Here is a 19,727-nt window from a genome sequence, read left to right on the forward strand (position 1 = left end):
GCGAATGCGTCCGGCGCTTGATTTTAATACCCTGAAAGTATTCATTGCTGTGGTTGAAAAAGAGAGTTTTGTTGGGGCATCGAAAGTCCTTGAAATGCCAACCTCAAATGTCAGCCGCTGTATTTCTCAGTTAGAAGAAAAACTGAATCTTCAGCTCATCGAGCGCAGCACCCGACATATGAAACTCACCCAGGCCGGGCATCTGCTCTATAGCCGGGCGAAGCCATTACTGGAAGCGCTCGAGCAAACGGAGACAGAACTCACGCAGCGCCAGATGCAGCTCAGGGGGCCATTACGTCTCTGTATTCCCAATGAGATCGGGCCCGCACTGCTGGGTTCCGCTATCGCCGATTTCGCCTGTCAGTACCCGGATCTGGAGATTAGCTGCGTCACAAACCTCTCGGGTTTGGAATCACTGCGGGACGATCTGGACTTAGCGATCATTGTAAGCCGGGGCCAGATGGATGACAGTGACTATATAGCCCGTCATCTGCTGACTATCCCTTGCACTATTGTTGCCGCGCCCTCCGTTATTCAACGCTATGGCACCCCTGCCAATATCCGGCAACTCGAACAATTACCCTGTATTACCACCGTGAGTGCGCTGAAAGGAGCACCCTGGCAGTTTGTCAATGCAAAGGGGGGATTCGAGACGGTTAAGGTTAACGGGCATTATCGGGTGAACAGCGGGGAGATGGCAGGGCGCGCTGCGCTGGCAGGCGTCGGTTTTGCCATTTTGTCAAAACAGGGCTGCGAACCTTACATTAGCGATGGGCGGTTAATCGAGGTTGAATTTGAACAATCGGTAGCCCCGCTGCAACTGTTCGCACTTTATTCAAACCGGCGTTATCTGCCCACAAAAACCAGAGCGCTGATTGATTTTATCCAGCAGGAATTAAGCAAACTCTCCTGACAACCCAATACGGGGAAGAGATTGCTCAGCTATTTATCGAAAGGAAGTTAAATGCGTTTGCCAGATTCGGGCCTGATAAAAACCCTTCATCGATCATCATTCGCAGAATGAGTCGTCAACTGTTTGTTACGCTGGATGGCCCCAAGGGTGCGGGAAAAACCACGCTGTTAGAAGCCATGGCGAAAGAATTACGCGCGGATAACCACAAGGTGGTCCGTCTTTGCGAGAAAAAAAGCGATCCCTGGCGTGCAGAAACTATGCTCCTCGTTAACCAGTTTGCCAGACATCCCAACCTGGATTTAGAACGGCAGGTTTGTCAGCGCCTGGCTGACAGCCGCGCGTGGATAACACGGGAGGTGCTGACTAAGCAGCCGTCGGACAGCATTATCCTGATGGACCGCTGGTATCCGTCGGATGCCGCGTTTCGGCGGATGGTGCCCTTTGCAGAGATTTTACAGCTTAATATTGAACGCAATGTGCGAACGCCGGACCTGCATGTCGGGGTGGTCACTGCACCTGAAATTTCATGGGCGAGGGCGGCAGCCCGAACGCGTGGGCTGAGCAGTACGGTGATGCATAAGCTGGAAGAGCATGCTGCCTGTACCCGGGCGTTCGAGCGAGAAATCACCGGGAACGGCTGGTTGTTATGCCGTAATGAAGGAAGCCTTGAAGACGCAGCGATGCAGGTGATTTCTGAAATCTATCGTGTGCTTTGAAGGCTCACGAGCCGTATCAACCCAAAATTTTCGCCGTGTGCCGTGGCTGCCAGGCGCTGTGCGGCATTATAGACGCTGAACCCTGTCTGTTTTGAGGATGACGATATGACCCTTTTTCATCAGCTTTCTGCTACCAGCCTGCAAGGCCAGCTTATCCCGATGGCCGACTACGCGGGAAAACTGGTACTGGTAGTGAATACCGCCAGCCGGTGCGGCTTCACGCCTCAATATGCGGGCCTGGAAGCGCTCTACAAAAAGTATGCTGACCAGGGGCTGGTGGTGCTGGGCTTCCCCTGTAACCAGTTCGGCAAGCAGGAGCCCGGCAGCGCCGACGACATCGCGCAGACCTGTCACATCAACTACGGCGTTACCTTCCCGATGTTCGAAAAAGTCGAGGTCAACGGTGCCGCTGCGCATCCGCTGTTTCGTTACCTGAAAGAGGAATTGCCCGGCGTACTGGGTGGGCGGATCAAGTGGAACTTCACTAAGTTCCTTATCGGGCGCGACGGCAAACCGCTTAAGCGTTTTGCGCCAGTCGCCACCCCGGAGAAAATGGAAGCCGCAATTCGGGCGGCACTTGGTATTTAAGCGTTTGGGTGATCTGAATGATTCACTTTTAATGATGCCGAACTTATCGAACGAAGGTTTAAAACTTCAGGGCGTGATCTCATGAATGATGGAAAATATGTATTAGGCATTTCTGGCAGTATTCGCGCTGCTTCAATCAATAGCGCTTTTTTACGGGCAATGTCACTTCTTTGCCCGGCAGGAATAACGTTTGAAATCTATGACGGCCTGGACAAAATCCCGCTCTTTAATGTTGACCATGAATCTGTGCAGAACCCTGCGGTTGATCACTGGAGAAATGCGCTTTCCAGGGCAGACTTGGTCGTAGTAGCCAGCCCGAAATATGCACATGGTGTTACCGGAGTGATGAAAAATGCGCTTGACTGGATTGTAAGCAGTGGAGAATTGCTGGATAAGCCTTTGTCATTGCCTAACCTGTCCGTTCGGGCCCATCTGGCACACTCTCAGCTTTCAGAAACATTAAGCGTTATGGGGGCGGTACTGCGCGAGGAATGCTGCCCTGGAGCAACGCTTGCTGCGCCTTACACACTTCCTGATGCGACAGAATTTGTACTTATTGAAAACGCAGAAATATGCTCAAGAATACATGATTTATGGCGAAACATTGAATCGGCGATCTCGAGAACTAACGAGTTATCAGCTAGTTAATGTAAGTGGAGTATTTGCCAGTCAGGACCGAAGTCGCATGACGCACAAACTGGTTAACAGTGTTAACTAGTTTGTGTATTATCGTGCTCTGACATTCCATTCAGGTCCGGGTTATGAACAAAAACGAAATACGCCAGTTCCGTGCAGCGTTGCGTGAAATGGTCAGAGAACTTGGCATGCTCAGCCGTAGAACCAGCGGAACGGAGCTTTCGCCCCTCCAGAGCCATATTCTGATTGAACTTAACAGCCAGCCCTGCGGTGCAACCGAGCTGGCCACTAAGCTGTGCGTTGATAAAGCGAGCATGAGCCGCACGCTTCGCAGCTTGATGGAGGCGGGATACTTACTGAGGGATCATGATGAGCAGGACGGCCGTGCCTCAACGTTCCGGCTAAGCGAGTCAGGGAACCAGAAGCTCGTATGCCTGGAAGAAAATGCCGACAGGTTTACAGAAGAAGCTCTTGCCTCCTCCTCCAGTGAAGAAATTCAGCAATTCTTTCAAACGATCGAAACATTTTCAGGCAGCCTGCGAAACGCCCGCCGCCAGCGCGAAGCAGAACTGACTTTCCGGCCGATTGAAGCCCGCGACAATGCGGCAATCGCAGAGATCATCCGCACCAGCTTTCGGGAGAATAAAATTGATCACCTGGAAGGGGTAAGCCTGCATGATCCTGAACTTGAACGTTTAAGCGAAGTTTACAGGCAACCCGGTAGTGGATACTGGGTTGCCGAAGCCAATGGCAGAATTGTCGGCGGTGCTGGGTTAGCTCCGTTAGGCGGTGAGAAAGGCACCTGTGAAATGCAGAAACTGTATTTCAGTAGTGAGATAAAAGGCATGGGGATGGGTAGACGGATGATTGCCTTTATCATTGCACAGGCTACCGCCATGGGATATCAGTCCTGCTATCTTGAAACGCTGGACGAACTGAAGGATGCCGTTCGCCTTTATGAAGCTTTTGGCTTCCGGCATTTGTCTGAAAGGCTGGGCAACACCGGCCATGACGGCTGCGGAATTTGTATGCTGAAGACGCTGTAACGAAACAGGGTGCTGCCTCATCATTCAGACCGCGGCATCAGGCATGATTTTTCGCCACCATTCAGGCTTCATATCTTCAAATGAGTGAGATTGTGGCGAAAACAAGGCTTGCTCATTGTGATCAAAAATTCCGCTCAGCAGAGCAATCACCGGACTGTCATCGATGGCACCAACAGAGGTGCCACACCGGCCGCAAAATGCCCTGGAGGAACTCGCAGATGAGCGGAACAGGGAAGGAACACCGCCTTCACCCGTCCATTCAACATCATCCGAGTGGAACTCAAGCCATACTGCGGTCTGGCAGCCAGAATGTTTCTGGCAAATATCGCAGGAGCAGGAATGAGAGGAAGAAGGGTTCAGCGCGGTGAAGCTGATAAACCCACATAAACATCCACCAGACAATTTCATATTTATCTCCGTCGCTCCTTTATCAACGCTCAGAAAGTAATAAAGATAGCATCGCCCGCTTTTCACTCACAGCGACTCTTGCGGGCACATAGGGCTGGCCTGGGTTATAACGGGCCACTTTCTATTAAAAACACCGTCATAGTAGATTCTTCGATTACTTCTGCTGAAAATCAATAGGTCACAATTATTATGATTTCGCCATAAATGCATTCGATATTGAGTCAAAGTCAAAATCGCCAGCACACCCTATGATATTTCTCTCGGTCAAATGGGCATTCAGGTGGTGTCTTTATCATACCTGGTTCTGCGGGAGAGAGCTCTGACCGCTATTCCGGGAACTCATACAGGGGAAAATCATGTCTCGTATCGTTGTGATTGGTGGCAGCGGCCACGTTGGATCTTATCTCGTGCCCATGCTGGTTGAACTGGGTCACCAGGTCGTTAATGTCAGTCGAGGTTCAGCAAAACCCTATCGTCCTCATTATGCATGGTCGAAAATCGAAAACGTTGTTATTGACCGACTGGAAGAAGAAAAAAAGGGGACTTTTGGCCAGCGTATTGCTGAGCTTAACGCCGATATTGTCGTCGACATGATTTCTTTTGACCTCAACAGCACGCAGCAGGTTGTTGCAGCACTGCGTGGCAAGATTGAGCACTATCTTTTTTGTAGTTCCATCTGGGTTTATGGTCGTTTTACGGCCGTACCTTCTCGAGAGAGCGATCCAGTGAGTCCTATCGACCCTTATGGCAAGGGGAAAGCGGAAAGTGAGGCATGGCTCCTGCGTGAAACCCGGCTGTCTGGCTTCCCGGCGACATCGTTTCGCCCTGGCCATATCGTCGGTGAAGGGTGGGTGCCGACAACGCCACAGGGTAACTCGAATCCTGAGGTTTACTCCCGAATCATTCGCGGAGAAACGCTTACCTTGCCAAACCTCGGCCATGAAACGCTACACCACGTACATGCAGTAGATGTGGCTCAATTTATTATTCGTGCGATTGATAACCGGGAAGCATCAATAGGGGAAGTCTTTAACGTAGTTTCGGAACAGGCCATCACCCTGCGCGGTTATGCTGAGTCGGTATTCCGCTGGTTCGGAAAGGAACCCGTCCTGAGTTTCCTGCCTTTTGAGGAATGGCTGAAAACCATCGAAGAGGGCGAGTATGCGCGGAACTCTGAAGGGCATGTGGTAAGAAGTTCGTCACATTCAATTGAAAAAGCTAAATTCCGTCTGGGCTACCAACCCCGCTATAGCAGTCTTGAAGCTATCCATGAATCTGTCCAGGCGTTAATCGCTACAGGCCAGGTTGAATACCCGAAATCCTGAACGGTTTTTAATTGTGTTTTAACCCTCACCGCCTCCTGTTCAGTGTGTAATGGGACAGGAAGAATCTTAACCTTCTGCCAATTACCGTCGGCAGAATCACCACTAATAGTATTCATAATGAACAAACCTAAAAATGTGGGTGGCTTCAGTGCGCTCGAAAATACGTCTGCCTGGAGTGCTGTAATCAGTATGGCACTTTTGTGCTTCGTCCTGGTGTCGTCGGAGTTTATGCCGGTCAGCCTGCTGACACCTATCGCAAATGATCTTTCAGTCACAGAGGGCCAGGCTGGCCAGGCCATTGCTTTTTCCGGCCTGTTTGCGGTCATTACGAGTCTGTTTGGCAATACTTTGCTTGCCAGGTTTGATCGTCGTAATGCCGTCATTGTCTACACCCTTGTAATGGTAATGTCCGGCATTATCGTCACGAATGCTCATAGTTACGGCATATTTATGCTCGGCCGGGCGCTTATTGGAATATCAATTGGTGGCTTCTGGTCATTATCAACGGCAATCCTGGTTCGGATTGTCCGCCCCGCCAGCGTTCCGAAAGCAATCGCGGTGCTACAGGGAGGGACGGCACTCGCATTTGTTGTGGCTCCACCACTGGGAAGCTTTTTGGGCAGTCTGATTGGCTGGCGTGGAGCATTTTTTACTGTGGTGCCAGCGGGAGTGATATGCCTGATATGGCAACTTGTCGTTATTCCAAAGTTGCCGCCACAGCAGGATACCAGTATAGGGCAGATAGCATCACTGCTGCGCAGGCGGACATTTGCGCTTGGAATGATTGCCGTGACGCTTGCGTTCATGGGGCAATTTTCACTTTCAACCTATCTGCGGCCATTCCTTGAGAGCGTAACCGGGCTTGGCATTAATATGATTTCTCTTTTCCTGCTAGGTGTGGGCGTTGCAGGACTTACGGGGACACTTATTTCAGGATTTTTAGTCAGGGATAATCTTTTGCCTGCGCTGACCGGGTTACCGGCAGGTCTGGCAGTTGTCGCCGGTCTGCTTACTGCTCTGGGTCACATTCCCGCTGCGACAGGTGCACTGCTGCTGGTCTGGGGGATCCTCGTCACCCCTATCCCTGTAATCTGGAATACCTGGATGACGCGGGTAATTCCTGACGAACTAGAAGCTGGTGGGGCGTTAATGGTTGCACTCATCCAGTTTGCAATCACCATGGGAGCATTTACTGGCGGTGAATTGTTCGATCATCGGGGCTGGGTTAGCACTTTTATGCTTGCGACCGCATTACTGGTCGCTTCCGCGGCTATTGCTGTATTGCCCGGACGGCGCTCACTTGTAAAGAAATGATTCCCGCATAGGTAACTTACGCAACAGAATTGAGACGTAAGGCATCAATGATCACCTTCAGGGCCGGTGACATCTGTCGCCGGCTGGGATAATAAAGATGGTAGCCTTTAAATACAGGACTCCAGTCTTCCAGCATTCTCACCCAGCGCCCCTGCTTTATACCCGGTTCAGCCAGATCATCCGGAACGTAAGCCAATCCATAGCCTGCTTCAACTGCGGTCAGCATCGGGTAAACGCTGCTGTAAATAAGTTGGCCCTGGACCTTCATATTTAGTTTTTCATTCCCTTTTTCAAACTCCCATGCATATAACTGACCGGCCCCTGAATGCCTGATGTTAATGCAGTTATGGCGAGCAAGTTCTGAAGGGTGCGCAGGCCTACCGGCTTTAGCCAGGTATTCCGGCGAACCGATGACGGCAGGTTGCCAGTCAGCGCCGATCCGGACTGCAATCATATCTTTAACAACGTCATCGCCTAACCTCACCCCTGCATCAAATCGACCTTCAACAATATCAATGAAGCCATTGGCCTGAGAAAGTTCGACCTGAATATCAGGATAGTTTTTTAGCACAAGAGCAAGAGCGGGCCAGATGCATTCATGAAGCATATGATCCGAAACCGTCAGTCTGACTGTGCCAGCCGGTGTGTCACGAAAACGCAGCAGTGCAGAGATGTCTGTTTCTATAGCGTCAAGGCGTGGTTCCAGTGCGAACATCAGCTTTTCACCTATCTCTGTGGGCGCCACCTTGCGAGTGGTGCGCATTAACAGACGCATCCCCAGTCTCTCCTCAAGCCTCCTGATAATATGAGAAAGTGTGGATTGAGAGATATTTAATCGGGCTGCAGCTCGGGTGAAACTCCGTTCCTGCGCGACGGCCAGGAACGCAAGATAATCATTAAAATCTTCGCGCATGAAATTTCCGGGAAACGTAAACAGCCTTTATTTTAAACGCTAAGTAGTTGCAGACAAAGCTTGTATGAATTCAGCTATCAGGCGCGCGAAAGCATTCTGACAACCCCCTTATCATTACTGCGTATTCGCCCGCCATGTAGCATAGCTGATATGTTCCAGCCGCTTGAGCTGTTCCACCAGTTTATCCAGCTCGGCGGCGTCAACTTCCGTACTGATCAGGGTGATTTCGATATCGACATGGTCGCTGTCGGTCACGACCGTTTCAATATCCGCCGCAGGGTAGCGATGCAGCTCCAGAAACTCCTGCAGGGTATCGCGCACCTTGCCGGAATACTGTCGCGGGACCGTGGCGAGAATCACGTATTCCGCCTCAACGCTGTCGGTGTCGGCGCGGTTAATAAAATTCACCAGCGGGCGCAGTAACGTATTGCCGGCCAGGATAAAGACCGTTAAAAGCGCCGCTTCGGGGATGCGATCCACGCCGGTACAGGCCCCGACAGCCGCCGAGCACCAGAGCGTTGCCGCAGTGTTTAACCCGCTGACGTTGGCGCCTTCTTTCATAATCACTCCAGCGCCGAGAAAACCGATGCCGGAAACAACGTAAGAGATGACTCTTACCGCCTCCGTGCTGCCGGCAATAGAATCGGCCAGATCCACAAACCCCGCCGCGCCGATGGCGACCAGCACGTTGGTGCGCAGCCCCGCCGTGCGCTGGCGAAACTGGCGTTCCGCGCCGATCAGCGCACCAAAAAAATAGCTCAAAAACGTGTTGGCGATACCCGAAAAATCAAAGTGTTCAACGAAATTCATGCCGGTCCCTTTGCTGCTGTTGAATGCTGAGACACAGAGTATAAATTTCGTCTGTGAACATATCGTTGTCGGGGCCAGCATTTTATTGAAATCTGACGATCTTTTTTCAACGGACTGGATCAGTCCGGGGAAGGGCCTCGCTCCAGAAACGTGGACAGGGCAATATAGCTGCGAACGGAGCGAACGCCGTCAAGGCTCTGAATTTCCATCAGAAAATTTTCAAGGGACTCCGTGTCATCCGCGCGGACTTTAATTAACACGCAGCCGTCACCGGCAACGGTATGCAGTTCCTCAACCTCGCGTCGGCTGGTGAACTGCAGCAGTGCGCGCGTTGCTTCATAGCTGCTGGTATCAATCACCAGAAACGTTAAAAGCGTTCGGCCCAGCTTGCAGCCATCGAGTACTGCCACGGTGCCTTTAATCACGCCGTCGCGCTTCAACCGCTTCACCCGATCGTGTACCGCTGGGGCAGACAGATGGACGATCTCGCTCAGTTCGCTGTAGCTGCGTCCCGCATCTTCCGCCAGCGCGCCTAATATTTTTCGGTCGATGGCATCGAGTTCGACCGGTTTGTGCCTTGTCTGCCTAATACGATCTTTTTCTTTATCAATCGCGCTCATAAGCGTTTACCTGCTGAATGGAGTTATGAATATACTTTAATCCACCTAATAGTATTAAGCTAAAATTTATACTGGAGTTTACATGCCCATCGCACTACTTGCCCTCGCCGTCGGCGCATTCGGGATAGGCCTGACGGAATTCGTCATTGCCGGTATCCTGCCGCAAATCGCCGTGGCGTTTGACGTCAGCATTCCCTCCGCCGGATACATGGCGACCATTTACGCGCTGGGTGTTTTTATCGGCGCGCCAATCGTGACCGTTCTGGGTGCCAGCATCCCGCGTAAAGCGATGCTGACCGGCCTGGCGGTGATCTTTACCCTGGGCAACGCGATCACCGCCATGGCCCCGACGCTGGAAGTGGCGCTGATCGGAAGAGTGATCACCTCTTTCAATCACGGTGCCTTTTTCGGCATCGGGTCGATTATCGCGGCGTCGCTGGTGGCACCCGGGCGGCAGGCGAGCGCCATTGCCTTTATGTTTTCGGGTTTGACGCTGGCAAACCTGTTTGGTGTGCCGATCGGCACCTGGCTTGCCCAAACCTTTAGCTGGCGGCTGGTTTTTTGGGGGATCGCGGCTATCGGTCTGCTGACTATCGCCAGTATCGCGCTGCTGGTCCCGCATATTGAAAAAGGCAAACCGATTGCCCTGCGAACCGAACTGCGTGCGTTTTTCGATCCCCAGGTTCTACTGGTGATGGGGATTACCGTTTTCGGTCCGGCGGGCTATTTTACCGCCATCACCTATATTGCGCCGATCATGATTGAAGAGGGTGGTTTCTCCGCCGGAGGCGTGACCTGGCTGATGGTCCTCTTTGGCCTCGGGCTGGCTGTTGGTAACTGGGTGGGTGGCCGTTTTGCCGACCGTTCGCTGTTTGGTACGCTTTTCGTCACGCTTATCGCCCAGGGGATCGTGCTGCTGATTTTCTGGTACGGCGTTCACAACCCGGTGATTGCCAGCGCGTCGGTATTCCTGATGGCCGCCTTTGGTTTCGCCACCGTCGCACCGATCCAGAAGCTGGTGATGGATCGTGCCAGCCAGGCCGGTGCGCCAACGATGGCTGCCTCCGTCAACATTGGCATGTTCAATCTGGGCAACGCGCTGGGTGCCTGGGTCGGCGGGGCGACCATCGCTGCCGGTTTTGGCCTGGTGTCACCGGGTTGGGCGGGTGCCATCCTGTCGTTTATTGCTCTGGGGCTGGCTGCCCTTGCCTGGCAAAGCGCGCGCAGAGGCTACGTGCTGAATGCCGGGTCATGCTAACTGACTGAATCAACACGAATGTAAAAGCATCACTGACAGGGGCCGCTATGGGCCCCATTTTTATCGCCTCTCATTGATGCTTCACTATATGAAGCAATTTGATGATTTGTTCTTTGAGTCGCTTCACGCAATCCCCCCTTGCCGACGCAACCCCTCACCAAAAACCCTACGCTGAATCCCAGAACATAACGCGTCTTTTCGGCGCGACGTTTACCTTCTGGAGGTCGTATGGAAAGTTCGGACCGCCGCTATGGCGGTGAATATGTGGCGGAAAGAACAAACAGTCCGCCGAAAAGCACGGCCAGAATCATGATGGCTGCCGGGATTGGACACTTTATCGAGTGGTTCGATTTTGGTCTGTACGGCACCTTAGCGGCGATTATCGCCAGCAATTTTTTTATCAGTGACGATCCGGCCACCGCGCTGCTGAAGTCCTTCGCGGTCTTTGGCTCAGGATTCCTGATGCGCCCGCTGGGTGGACTGTTTTTCGGTTCTATGGGCGATCGGCTGGGGCGACGCAAAGTACTGGTCACGGTGATCGTCATCACCTCGATCTCTACCTTTGTGATGGGCATTCTGCCGACCTGGCATCAGGCCGGGATTATCGCACCGGTACTGCTGGTGATCACCCGCCTGGTGCAGGGCTTTGCCGCAGGTGGTGAAAGCTCCGGCGTGATTACCTATCTGGCGGAAAGTGCGAAGCCGCATCGCCGCGCAACGCTCACCTGTTGGAGTGAGAACTTCAGCTTTATGGCGTTTGTCTGCGGTTCCGGCCTGGTGCTGCTGCTGACTTACTGGCTCGGCGAAGCGGCGATGAACGACTGGGGATGGCGCATTCCGTTCCTGCTGGCCGCTCCGCTCGGGCTGGGTGGGTTATATATGCGCCGCAATATGGAGGACTCGGCGGAATTTCACAAGCTGAAAGCGAGCGGAAAACTGGAGAAGTCGCCGCTGCGCACTGCGGTTAAGACCTCGCTGTCGGCATTGCTGTTCTGTACGGGCTTCGTGGTGATTAAAGCGGTCAGCAGCTGGGTGCTGCAATCGTTTATGCCCGGTTATCTGTCAACGCATCTGCACTACAGCCGCGCTGACTCTTATCTGATAACGACACTGGGCCTGTTAAGCGTGGCGATTTGCATGCCGATCACCGGCTATCTGTCGGACAAATGGGGAAGGCGGCCGCTGATGCTGCTGGGATGCGCCGGTTTCATCCTGCTGACGTATCCCGCCATGCTGCTGATGACGCAGGGTTCGGTGGGCAGTTCGATTGCCGCAATGAGCATGCTGGGCGTATTTGTGGCGCTGTTTAACGGCGGCTGCGGTGCTGCAATGGTGGAGCTGTTTCCCACGGCCATTCGCTATGGCGGCATTGCCATGTCCTACAACCTCACCGTGGCGCTGTTTGGCGGCGTTACGCCGCTGGCTTCCGCAAGCCTGATCGCCTTCACCGGCGACCCGCTGTCTCCTGCGTGGTACGTGATGATCACCGCGCTGATCTCCTTTATTGCCGTGTGGTTTGCCAAAGAAACGGCCGGCAAAGTGCTGGATTAATGAAAACTGGAGCCTTTATGCATATAACGAACGTGGAGTGTTTTCCGCTAAAAATTACCCCGGACCAGGCTTATCTCGGCGGTAAGGCGGACGGGAACGGCCTGGATTACTACTATCGGCCGGAATACCGCTGCGTCTATTCACGCAAGATGGAAACCTGCCTGGTGAAAATTACCAGCAGCGACGGCTATATCGGCTGGGGCGAAGCGCTGGCACCGGTGGTACCGCAGGTGGCCGCCGAACTGATTAAACAGCTGTTTGCGCCGCTGCTGATTGGGGAATCTCCGTTTTCCAGCGGCGTGCTCAACGCCAGAATGTACGACTCAATGCGCGATCGTGGGCATATCAGCGGGTATCACATTGATGCCATCGCGGGTGTGGATATCGCCCTGTGGGACCTTAAAGGCAAAATTCTGGGTCTGCCGGTCCATCAGCTGCTCGGCGGCGCGTTCCGCAAGTCGGTTCCGTGCTATGTCTCCGGTCTGCCCGAACCCGATATCGACAGCCGCTGCCGCCTTGCCAGGCAATGGCAGGAAAAGGGATTCCATGCCGTGAAGTTAGCGCTGGGCTACGGCGTACGGGAAGATGTCAAAAACATCCGGGCGATCCGTGAAACGCTCGGCGACGAGGCGCAGATTTTCATTGATGCGCACTGGAATTACAGCGTTGCCGAGGCCAGCGACTTAGCCGCACAGCTACACGCGCTGGGTGTGGGTTTCCTTGAAGCACCGCTGCTGCCGGAGGATATTGCCGGTCATCGGGAGTTACGCGCCAAAAGCACGGTAGCCATTGCGTTAGGTGAAACCGAACGCACGCGCTACCAGTTCAAAGCCGCGATCGAGCAGCGGGCGGCGGACATCATGCAACCTGACGTCGGCAGAACCGGCATCAGCGAACTGATGCACATCGCCTCGCTGGCCGAAACGTGGAATCTGCGTGTTGCGCCGCATTTAAGCGTCGGGCTGGGGCCGTGTATCGCCGCATCGATCCATGCCGCTGCGGCTATCCCTAATCTGTATATGCTCGAATATCAGCCCCCCGTTTTTACCCTTGCCAATCAGCTGCTGAAACAGCCGCTGATCTGCGAACGCGGTGAGTATCAACTGCCGCAGGGCGCAGGTTTAGGGATTGAAATCGATGAAGATCGCGTTCGCGACGTTGTTATGGAGGCCGCATGTTAAAAGGTAATGTCCCGATTCTCGCCACGGCATTTGATGAGCAGGGTCAGCTGGACCTGGCTTCCGTAGAACGTCTGGTGACGTTCCTGTTGCAGCAGGGTATTGATGGCCTGGCGCTGTTTGGCAATGCCTCCGAAGGCTATGCCCTGACCCAGGATGAAAAGGAGGCGCTGTTTTATTGTGTGAAAAAACGGGTGGGCGATCTGCCGCTGGTGGCTGCGGCGGGCGGAGCGTCATCCGCCGTCGCCATTGAAGAAATTATGCGAGTACAACGCTGGGGCGCGCAGGTGGCGATGGTCAATCCACCTTCGGTGGTGAAGCCCGGACCGGAGGAGATTTATCGCTTCTGGCGCGATATCTGCCAGGCCTGCGATATCGACATCATGATCCAGGATGCGCCGCTGATGACCGGGGTAAACATTCCCGTGCCGACGCTGGTACGTCTGTGCCAGGACTTCCCTGGCATCAAATACATCAAAGTGGAACAGCCACCGACCACGCTGAAAATCACCGCCTTAAAGCAGGCGCTCGGCGATAGCGTCGGTCTGTTTGGCGGCCTGAACGCGGGCTTTCTGTATGAAGAGCTGTGCCGTGGCGTAACCGGAACCATGCCCGCCTGCGAATTCCCCGAGGTGATCAATGCCATCCTGGCGGCCTGGCAACGGGATCGCCGGGAAGCACAGGCGCTGTTTTATCGCTATCTGCCTTTCCTGCGTTACGGCGTGCAGCCAGGAATTGGCGTGGCTATTCATAAAACTGTGCTGCATCAGGCCGGGATTTTTGCCAGCGATTACGTGCGCGAACCGGCGAAAAGCCTGGATGACATCACGCGGCAGGAACTCCGTGAACTGACCGCGTTTCTGCCGCTGGTCGCGCTGGGAGGAGAACGATGAACTACATTGCGGTGGACTGGGGAACCAGCAATTTCCGTGCATTCAGCGTGCGCAACGGCGTGGTGGTGAAAACGATACAGGACAGCTGCGGCGTCGGCCGGTGTCAACGGGCCGAGCTGCCCGGAATACTGCAACAGCAGATGCAGCGGCTGGGTGAGGATTGGGATAAACAGTTGCCCGTACTGCTTTGCGGGATGATCGGTAGCAATATCGGCATTGCCGATGCCGGTTACCTTGATATGCCGCTGAGCTTTTCGCAACTGCTGGGGAAAGGCCGGGCGCTGCCGGGCATCCTGCCCAATCCGCTCACCCTGCGCCCCGGTATTTGTGACCGACGGGTCAATGAAGTCTGCCGGGGGGAAGAGATGCAGCTGGCGGGGGCGCTGAAGCAGTCCGATGTTTCACTGTTTGCCGCCGTGGGTACCCACAGCAAATGGCTCCGCGTGGATCGCACCCGGCAAAGGGTCACGGGCTTGCAGACCATTATGACCGGCGAACTGTACCATCTGCTGCTGAATCATGCCGTCGTGGGGAAAGGCCTGCCGGAGCAGGTTAACTCCGCGTCTGCATTCCAGTCGGGCGTAGAAACGGCGGTGACGGTGGTGCGGGAACACGGTGAACTGGTGACGGAACTGTTTCGCTGCCGGGGCCGCTATATCCTTGATGCACTGGCAAAAGAAGAAGCCGCTTCATGGCTTTCCGGGCTGTTGATGGGATATGAAATATTGCGCGGTCATCCCGGCGGCGATGAAACGGTATGCTTTATCGGCAGCGAGGCACTGCTGCCGCACTACCAGCGCGCCTGCGAAATTTTGCACTGCCGTTATCAGTTAGTTTCTGCGGAAAGCGCCACGCTCGCCGGATTCAATGAGGTGTTTCGCCATGAAGGATAATCCGCAAATTATTGCGATTCTGCGTGGAATAACCCCAGACGAGGCGGTGCCGCATATTGCCTGTTTGCTTGAGCACGGGATCAATCGTGTGGAAATTACCACCAACTCTCCCGAGTGGGAAGCCAGCCTGCATCGGGTGCGGCAGCACTTTGGTGCTGACATCCAGCTCGGGGTGGGAACGGTCACCAGCGGCGATCACCTGCGGCGCAGCGTGGCCGCCGGTGCCGATTTTATTCTCACCCCGAATCTCAATCCGCAGCTGATTACTCGGGCCAAAGAGCAGGGGCTGTTTGTCTGTGCGGGCGTATTTACGCCTGGTGAAATATTTACTGCGGTTGATTCAGGCGCGGATGTGGTGAAAATATTCCCGGCCTGCGCACTGCCGCTCAACTATCCGCAGTTGATCAAAGGCCCGCTTTCCCAACCCGTCAGTTTTTCGGCGGTCGGGGGCGTAGAGATAGACAACGCCGCTGAGTTTCTGCACTACTACGACAGTGTGGGATTAGGGTCGGCGCTGTATAAACCGGGCCAGCGGGTGGCAGATACGGCAGCCCGCTGTGAACGGCTAAGACAGCACCGGCAGTGATTCGCCGCTGATTTTCCTGGCCGCTGCCGTCAGGTACAAACGCAGGCTGACCGTGTCCATTCTTTCACTGTTGATGTTCGACAGTGCAATGGCGGCCTGCATGCCGGGGATATTGCAGGCCAGGCGATAATCACCCGGACCGAAATCTTTGGCAAATACCTGATGTCGGCGCGCCTCGTCAATATCCTGCCTGAGCAACTGATAATCATTGATGCCGATTTGGCCGATGATTTCTTCATCACTCATTGCCGACAGCAGTTTAATACCGATCACGGAATCATGAACCGGAAACGACTGGTAATTACCGATGGCGCGGGCAATGCTTTCCCCGCCGCGCGTATGGATCAGATACACCACGTTCTTACCGCTCAGCGCGCCGATCACAATCGAAATGGCGTGATTGCCACTCTCTTCCAGCAAATCCATCACCGCATTATAAAACGCCGAATTGTGGATCGCGTGGGCCGATAAACGATGGATGCCGATACCCAGGCTGTATTTGCGCCTGGCATCGCGCTGCACCATGTCCAGTGCCAGCAGGGTCTGCATTAACCGCGTGACCTTGGCAGAATCCAGTTCCAGCTCACGGCCCATTTCGCGGATGCCCTTTGGCCGGTTTGCGGTAGCCAGTAAATTCAGGCAGCGAAAGGCATCGTAGACGGTACTGTTCATCAGGGTCCTTGCCGGAGTCGAGGTGATGTAATCATAAATGCTTCGCGTTTATCGTGATATCGGTTTCGCGGCGGAGTGTGAAGCGCGTTGCCGGAACTCGTCAGCAGGAGATATTAGTTGGCATCAATACTTATCGCGCAGCAGCGATCTGCTCTCGCAGCCAGCGGTGGGCAGGATCGCGATGGACGCGTTCGGGCCACAGCATCAGCATGTCGAAGCCCGGCACGTCGACGGGCGGCTCCACAACGCAGAGCGCATCGTTGCCGCAAACCAGCCGGGACGGTGCCATCGCCACCAGATCGGTGTTAGCCAGCACAGTGCCAAGCAACAGAAAGCTCGGCACGGAAAGCGAGACTTTGCGCGCCAGGCCGCGTTCAGCCAGTACCGTATCCGTCGCGCCCAGGAATCCACCGCCGTCGGGCGAAACAATGGCATGCTCAAGCTGGCAGAATTCCGCCAGCGAAGGCGCTGTTTTCAGCTGAGGATGCCCGGCACGACCGGCCAGCACATAGCGTTCCGCAAACAGCCTGTGGTAATGCAAATCCGCCGGGGCTTCAGTGCCGGTCATAAAGGCGAGGTCGATATCTCCGCGTTCCGCTGCTCTTGCCACCTGTGACGGCACGCTCTGCACAATCGCCAGATGTATCGCTGGCGCTGCGGTACGGATCGCACCAAGGGCAGGGACTAACAGGGTTAACGCCGCGTAATCAAATGCAGCAATGCGCCAGCGTTGAGTTGCCTCGGCGGGATCGAACGCATCCGATGGCGCGATCGCCAGCTCCAGCGCTGCCAGAGCCTGGCGGAGCGGTTCACGCAGCTCATCAGCCCGGGCGGTTGGGCGCATTCCCCGGGGGCCGGGCAACAGAAGCGGATCGCCCAGCAGCTCTCGCAGTCTGGCAAGCTGCACGCTTACCGCCGGCTGCGAGAGATGCAGGCGCGCGGCGGCCCGGGTGACGTTGTTTTCAGTTAAAAGTGCATCGAGGGTGACGAGTAAATTCAGGTCGAGACGCTGCAGGGTATTACTCATAACTATACCTGTTATCCGTACAATTAATTTCTATTATACCGCAGATAAAAATACGCTGTCCCCGTCAACTCACGAGGCGCAGATTATGAATATTCTTCTTGTACACGCACAGCCAGAAAGCACGTCGTTAACCCGTCATCTTGTCAACGTTGCCCGGAATTTCCTGGAATCCAGGGGCCATTCAGTCGCGGAATCCGATCTTTATGCGATGGGGTGGAAAGCGGTTTTCGACGGCGAGGACTTCCCTGACCGAAGCGATCCCGAACGTCTGTCCTTTATCGCGGAGTCAGCGCATGCTTTTGCCAGCGGCAGCCAGACGTCAGACGTCGTGCAGGAGCAGAACAAGGTGCTGGCGGCGGATGCGGTGATCTTTGTATTTCCTCTCTGGTGGTTCAGCATGCCCGCCATCATGAAAGGCTGGATAGAGCGCGTCTGGGCCTACGGTCTGGCCTACGGCTATCAGGATAAAGGCAATGCGCATCGCTATGGCGAAGGCAGCTTCCTGGGCAAACGCGCGCTGCTCGCCGTATCGGTCGGCGGCCCGGAAAAAGATTACGCCCCCAGAGGGATTAATGGTTGCCTGGAACAGCTGCTGTTTCCCATTACCCACGGCACGCTGTTTTACACCGGCATGGAGGTTTTACCGACCTTTGCGGTATATGGCAGCGGGCGGCTGGATGCCGATGTTATGCCACAGGTTGAAGCCGCATGGCGAAACCGGCTGGAGGGGCTGTTTGACGACGCGCCGATCCCCTTCCGCTGTCAAAACGATGGCAGCTACCCGGATCGCCATATTCTGGCCGAGCATATTGCGCCGGGGCTGACCGGCCTGGCGGTGCATACTGCAAAAAATGAATAAGAGTGCCCGCCGATCGTTTGCGCACCGACCGCGTTTAAGAGTAAGCGGCAAACAAACGGTACTAGAAATTAACATTCGTATTTTATTCTGCTTTTTATGAAATTTATTTGTTACGCGGAGTTGTGAAGCTGAATCATTCCCCTGCGGGCTTCCCGCCGGGGATGTTTATTTTTAGGGAGGTGATGAGAGTAACGTAAAATAAAAACGGTAATTTTTAAAATAACCTGCAGAAGATTAATTTTTAAATGAATTATGGCCTGTGCTTTTTGTGAATAGAGTCACGACGGCTCAAGCAGAGTTTTTTTATCCATATATATAGCGTTTTCTTACCTGTCACACGTAAAACACCCTGTTTATTCTTTGTTTTAAGCTGACAGGCGGGAGTGGTTTTTTTAGCGGTAAAAGTGTTTTCTTCCCTGTTTTAATGCCGAATGAATATTAATTTCGTGTTTTTCGATCAATCCAGTTTTTTATGCACGTTGCGCCATCCTATCTCTATAACTACAGGCTCGTGAGGCTATATCTATGCAAAATCGTTTGGTTGCTAAACTTGTTTTGCCATTGTTACTCGGGACCGCATTTATTTCTGCGCCGCTGTATGCGGCAGAGAAGACCGTCGTCAATATTTCCAAAATCGACGGCATGCCCTGGTTTAATCGTATGGGTGAAGGGGTGATTCAGGCGGGAAAAGATTTCAATCTGAACGCGACGCAGGTCGGGCCATCCAGCACCGATGCCCCGCAGCAGGTTAAAATCATTGAGGATCTTATCGCGCGTAAAGTGAATGCCATCACCATTGTTCCTAACGATGCTAACGTACTGGAGCCGGTGTTTAAGAAAGCGCGCGATGCGGGCATCGTCGTTCTCACTAATGAATCGCCGGGGCAACCGAGCGCAAACTGGGATGTGGAAATCATCGATAACGAGAAGTTCGCGGCTGAATATGTTGAACATATGGCTAAGCGGATGGGCGGCAAAGGCGGCTACGTCATCTATGTGGGCAACCTGACGGTGCCACAGCACAACCTGTGGGCGGATTTGCTGATTAAGTATCAGAAAGAACATTACCCGGAGATGCATGAAGTCACCACGCGTATGCCGGTGGCGGAAAGCGTTGATGACTCACGCCGTACAACACTGGATCTGATGAAGACCTATCCGGATCTACAGGCCGTGGTGTCCTTTGGCTCCAACGGCCCAATTGGCGCGGGCCGCGCGGTAAAAGAAAAGCGGGCGAAAAGCAAAGTGGCGGTCTACGGCATGATGATCCCGTCACAGGCGGCGTCATTAATTAAGAGCGGAGATATTACCGAGGGTATTACCTACGATCCGGCCACGGCAGGCTATGCCCTGACGGCGGTGGCCAGCACGCTGTTCAACGGTCAGGAGATCAAACCGGGTTTTGAAATTAAAGGTCTGGGCAAGGCGGATGTGGATACGGACAAGCACATTATTCGTTTTCATAAAGTGCTGTTAGTGAATAAAGAGAATATCGATTCCTTATATTAATCCGCTTTACGG

21 protein-coding genes are annotated in these 19,727 nt (G+C 54.0%); 15 read left to right on the top strand and 6 right to left on the bottom strand.

Annotated features, from left to right (window positions below; genetic code table 11):
* Positions 1–4: 4 nt before the first annotated feature.
* From IBT47_RS00595 to IBT47_RS00615, 5 genes are all read left to right on the top strand, one after another.
* Entirely contained in the window at positions 5–913 is a 909-nt protein-coding gene (locus IBT47_RS00595; RefSeq protein WP_200558654.1) for a LysR family transcriptional regulator, read from the top strand.
* Positions 914–1,020: 107 nt separating this feature from the next.
* A complete protein-coding gene (locus IBT47_RS00600) occupies positions 1,021–1,629 on the top strand; it encodes a dTMP kinase (RefSeq protein WP_200558655.1) in 609 nt (202 codons plus the stop codon).
* A gap of 105 nt (positions 1,630–1,734) precedes the next feature.
* Positions 1,735–2,217 carry a glutathione peroxidase gene (locus IBT47_RS00605; protein ID WP_105595533.1) on the top strand — a complete coding sequence of 161 codons (483 nt, stop codon included), beginning with the start codon at positions 1,735–1,737 and terminating at the stop codon, positions 2,215–2,217.
* Positions 2,218–2,298: 81 nt separating this feature from the next.
* Positions 2,299–2,865: an NADPH-dependent FMN reductase gene (locus tag IBT47_RS00610; protein WP_200558656.1), complete on the top strand. Its 567-nt coding sequence runs from the start codon at positions 2,299–2,301 to the stop codon at positions 2,863–2,865.
* A gap of 113 nt (positions 2,866–2,978) precedes the next feature.
* Positions 2,979–3,899, top strand: coding sequence for a bifunctional helix-turn-helix transcriptional regulator/GNAT family N-acetyltransferase (locus IBT47_RS00615; protein WP_200558658.1), 921 nt, complete (start codon positions 2,979–2,981; stop codon positions 3,897–3,899).
* A 24-nt stretch (positions 3,900–3,923) separates the two neighbouring features.
* Here IBT47_RS00615 and IBT47_RS00620 read toward each other — a convergent pair whose 3' ends face one another.
* Positions 3,924–4,307 carry a GFA family protein gene (locus tag IBT47_RS00620; protein WP_200558660.1) on the bottom strand — a complete coding sequence of 128 codons (384 nt, stop codon included), beginning with the start codon at positions 4,305–4,307 and terminating at the stop codon, positions 3,924–3,926.
* A gap of 356 nt (positions 4,308–4,663) precedes the next feature.
* Between IBT47_RS00620 and IBT47_RS00625 the strand changes: the two genes are divergently transcribed.
* Entirely contained in the window at positions 4,664–5,632 is a 969-nt protein-coding gene (locus IBT47_RS00625) for an NAD(P)-dependent oxidoreductase (protein WP_200558662.1), read from the top strand.
* A gap of 117 nt (positions 5,633–5,749) precedes the next feature.
* Positions 5,750–6,946: an MFS transporter gene (locus IBT47_RS00630; RefSeq protein ID WP_200558663.1), complete on the top strand. Its 1,197-nt coding sequence runs from the start codon at positions 5,750–5,752 to the stop codon at positions 6,944–6,946.
* Between the two features lie 16 nt (positions 6,947–6,962).
* Here IBT47_RS00630 and IBT47_RS00635 read toward each other — a convergent pair whose 3' ends face one another.
* From IBT47_RS00635 to IBT47_RS00645, 3 genes are all read right to left on the bottom strand, one after another.
* On the bottom strand, positions 6,963–7,859 hold the full coding sequence (locus IBT47_RS00635; RefSeq protein ID WP_200558665.1) for a LysR family transcriptional regulator: 897 nt from the start codon (positions 7,857–7,859) through the stop codon (positions 6,963–6,965).
* Between the two features lie 114 nt (positions 7,860–7,973).
* Positions 7,974–8,669, bottom strand: coding sequence for an MgtC/SapB family protein (locus IBT47_RS27195; RefSeq protein WP_200558667.1), 696 nt, complete (start codon positions 8,667–8,669; stop codon positions 7,974–7,976).
* Between the two features lie 119 nt (positions 8,670–8,788).
* A complete protein-coding gene (locus IBT47_RS00645) occupies positions 8,789–9,289 on the bottom strand; it encodes an Lrp/AsnC family transcriptional regulator (RefSeq protein WP_200558669.1) in 501 nt (166 codons plus the stop codon).
* An 82-nt stretch (positions 9,290–9,371) separates the two neighbouring features.
* Between IBT47_RS00645 and IBT47_RS00650 the strand changes: the two genes are divergently transcribed.
* The 6 genes from IBT47_RS00650 to IBT47_RS00675 all read left to right on the top strand — a co-directional run bounded on the left by IBT47_RS00650 (position 9,372) and on the right by IBT47_RS00675 (position 15,648).
* Positions 9,372–10,547 (top strand): MFS transporter, encoded by a 1,176-nt coding sequence (locus IBT47_RS00650; RefSeq protein ID WP_200558670.1) that lies wholly within the window; start codon positions 9,372–9,374, stop codon positions 10,545–10,547.
* Positions 10,548–10,775: 228 nt separating this feature from the next.
* Complete coding sequence (locus IBT47_RS00655; RefSeq protein WP_370569849.1) at positions 10,776–12,098, top strand: MFS transporter; 1,323 nt, start codon at positions 10,776–10,778, stop codon at positions 12,096–12,098.
* A 17-nt stretch (positions 12,099–12,115) separates the two neighbouring features.
* The gene (locus IBT47_RS00660) at positions 12,116–13,279 is read left to right on the top strand and encodes a mandelate racemase/muconate lactonizing enzyme family protein (RefSeq protein WP_200558671.1); all 1,164 of its coding nucleotides are present in this window, start codon (positions 12,116–12,118) and stop codon (positions 13,277–13,279) included.
* Positions 13,273–14,169 (top strand): dihydrodipicolinate synthase family protein, encoded by an 897-nt coding sequence (locus IBT47_RS00665; RefSeq protein ID WP_200558672.1) that lies wholly within the window; start codon positions 13,273–13,275, stop codon positions 14,167–14,169. The genes IBT47_RS00660 and IBT47_RS00665 overlap by 7 nt, the downstream gene beginning before the upstream one ends.
* Positions 14,166–15,062 carry a 2-dehydro-3-deoxygalactonokinase gene (locus IBT47_RS00670; RefSeq protein ID WP_200558673.1) on the top strand — a complete coding sequence of 299 codons (897 nt, stop codon included), beginning with the start codon at positions 14,166–14,168 and terminating at the stop codon, positions 15,060–15,062. Before IBT47_RS00665 ends, IBT47_RS00670 begins: the two co-directional genes overlap by 4 nt.
* Positions 15,052–15,648, top strand: coding sequence for a 2-dehydro-3-deoxyphosphogluconate aldolase (locus IBT47_RS00675; protein WP_200558674.1), 597 nt, complete (start codon positions 15,052–15,054; stop codon positions 15,646–15,648). The genes IBT47_RS00670 and IBT47_RS00675 overlap by 11 nt, the downstream gene beginning before the upstream one ends.
* Here the strand turns inward: IBT47_RS00675 and IBT47_RS00680 are convergent.
* Entirely contained in the window at positions 15,628–16,320 is a 693-nt protein-coding gene (locus IBT47_RS00680; protein WP_200558676.1) for a helix-turn-helix domain-containing protein, read from the bottom strand. The two genes, IBT47_RS00675 and IBT47_RS00680, sit on opposite strands and share 21 nt — an antisense overlap.
* Before the next feature lie 130 nt (positions 16,321–16,450).
* Positions 16,451–17,347: a LysR substrate-binding domain-containing protein gene (locus tag IBT47_RS00685; RefSeq protein WP_200558678.1), complete on the bottom strand. Its 897-nt coding sequence runs from the start codon at positions 17,345–17,347 to the stop codon at positions 16,451–16,453.
* A gap of 85 nt (positions 17,348–17,432) precedes the next feature.
* Here IBT47_RS00685 and IBT47_RS00690 point away from each other — a divergent pair, with 85 nt between their 5' ends.
* The gene (locus IBT47_RS00690) at positions 17,433–18,206 is read left to right on the top strand and encodes an NAD(P)H-dependent oxidoreductase (RefSeq protein WP_200558680.1); all 774 of its coding nucleotides are present in this window, start codon (positions 17,433–17,435) and stop codon (positions 18,204–18,206) included.
* Positions 18,207–18,731: 525 nt separating this feature from the next.
* A complete protein-coding gene (locus IBT47_RS00695; RefSeq protein ID WP_200544737.1) occupies positions 18,732–19,715 on the top strand; it encodes an autoinducer 2 ABC transporter substrate-binding protein in 984 nt (327 codons plus the stop codon).
* Positions 19,716–19,727 lie beyond the last annotated feature (12 nt).

The organism is Erwinia sp. S43 (assembly GCF_016624745.1).
GTDB classification, from domain to species: domain Bacteria; phylum Pseudomonadota; class Gammaproteobacteria; order Enterobacterales; family Enterobacteriaceae; genus Erwinia; species Erwinia coffeiphila.

What these genes read in the sequence shown, in the direction of transcription:
- IBT47_RS00620 (WP_200558660.1), bottom strand. Translation starts at nt 4,307, where the DNA reads ATGAAATTGTCTGGTGGATGTTTATGTGGGTTTATCAGCTTCACCGCG.
- IBT47_RS00670 (WP_200558673.1), top strand. Translation starts at nt 14,166, where the DNA reads ATGAACTACATTGCGGTGGACTGGGGAACCAGCAATTTCCGTGCATTC.
- IBT47_RS00625 (WP_200558662.1), top strand. Translation starts at nt 4,664, where the DNA reads ATGTCTCGTATCGTTGTGATTGGTGGCAGCGGCCACGTTGGATCTTAT.
- IBT47_RS00600 (WP_200558655.1), top strand. Translation starts at nt 1,021, where the DNA reads ATGAGTCGTCAACTGTTTGTTACGCTGGATGGCCCCAAGGGTGCGGGA.
- IBT47_RS00660 (WP_200558671.1), top strand. Translation starts at nt 12,116, where the DNA reads ATGCATATAACGAACGTGGAGTGTTTTCCGCTAAAAATTACCCCGGAC.
- IBT47_RS00690 (WP_200558680.1), top strand. Translation starts at nt 17,433, where the DNA reads ATGAATATTCTTCTTGTACACGCACAGCCAGAAAGCACGTCGTTAACC.
- IBT47_RS00665 (WP_200558672.1), top strand. Translation starts at nt 13,273, where the DNA reads ATGTTAAAAGGTAATGTCCCGATTCTCGCCACGGCATTTGATGAGCAG.
- IBT47_RS00685 (WP_200558678.1), bottom strand. Translation starts at nt 17,347, where the DNA reads ATGAGTAATACCCTGCAGCGTCTCGACCTGAATTTACTCGTCACCCTC.
- IBT47_RS00650 (WP_200558670.1), top strand. Translation starts at nt 9,372, where the DNA reads ATGCCCATCGCACTACTTGCCCTCGCCGTCGGCGCATTCGGGATAGGC.
- IBT47_RS00610 (WP_200558656.1), top strand. Translation starts at nt 2,299, where the DNA reads ATGAATGATGGAAAATATGTATTAGGCATTTCTGGCAGTATTCGCGCT.
- IBT47_RS00645 (WP_200558669.1), bottom strand. Translation starts at nt 9,289, where the DNA reads ATGAGCGCGATTGATAAAGAAAAAGATCGTATTAGGCAGACAAGGCAC.
- IBT47_RS00635 (WP_200558665.1), bottom strand. Translation starts at nt 7,859, where the DNA reads ATGCGCGAAGATTTTAATGATTATCTTGCGTTCCTGGCCGTCGCGCAG.
- IBT47_RS00680 (WP_200558676.1), bottom strand. Translation starts at nt 16,320, where the DNA reads ATGAACAGTACCGTCTACGATGCCTTTCGCTGCCTGAATTTACTGGCT.
- IBT47_RS00605 (WP_105595533.1), top strand. Translation starts at nt 1,735, where the DNA reads ATGACCCTTTTTCATCAGCTTTCTGCTACCAGCCTGCAAGGCCAGCTT.
- IBT47_RS00695 (WP_200544737.1), top strand. Translation starts at nt 18,732, where the DNA reads ATGCAAAATCGTTTGGTTGCTAAACTTGTTTTGCCATTGTTACTCGGG.
- IBT47_RS00630 (WP_200558663.1), top strand. Translation starts at nt 5,750, where the DNA reads ATGAACAAACCTAAAAATGTGGGTGGCTTCAGTGCGCTCGAAAATACG.
- IBT47_RS00655 (WP_370569849.1), top strand. Translation starts at nt 10,776, where the DNA reads ATGGAAAGTTCGGACCGCCGCTATGGCGGTGAATATGTGGCGGAAAGA.
- IBT47_RS27195 (WP_200558667.1), bottom strand. Translation starts at nt 8,669, where the DNA reads ATGAATTTCGTTGAACACTTTGATTTTTCGGGTATCGCCAACACGTTT.
- IBT47_RS00675 (WP_200558674.1), top strand. Translation starts at nt 15,052, where the DNA reads ATGAAGGATAATCCGCAAATTATTGCGATTCTGCGTGGAATAACCCCA.
- IBT47_RS00615 (WP_200558658.1), top strand. Translation starts at nt 2,979, where the DNA reads ATGAACAAAAACGAAATACGCCAGTTCCGTGCAGCGTTGCGTGAAATG.
- IBT47_RS00595 (WP_200558654.1), top strand. Translation starts at nt 5, where the DNA reads ATGCGTCCGGCGCTTGATTTTAATACCCTGAAAGTATTCATTGCTGTG.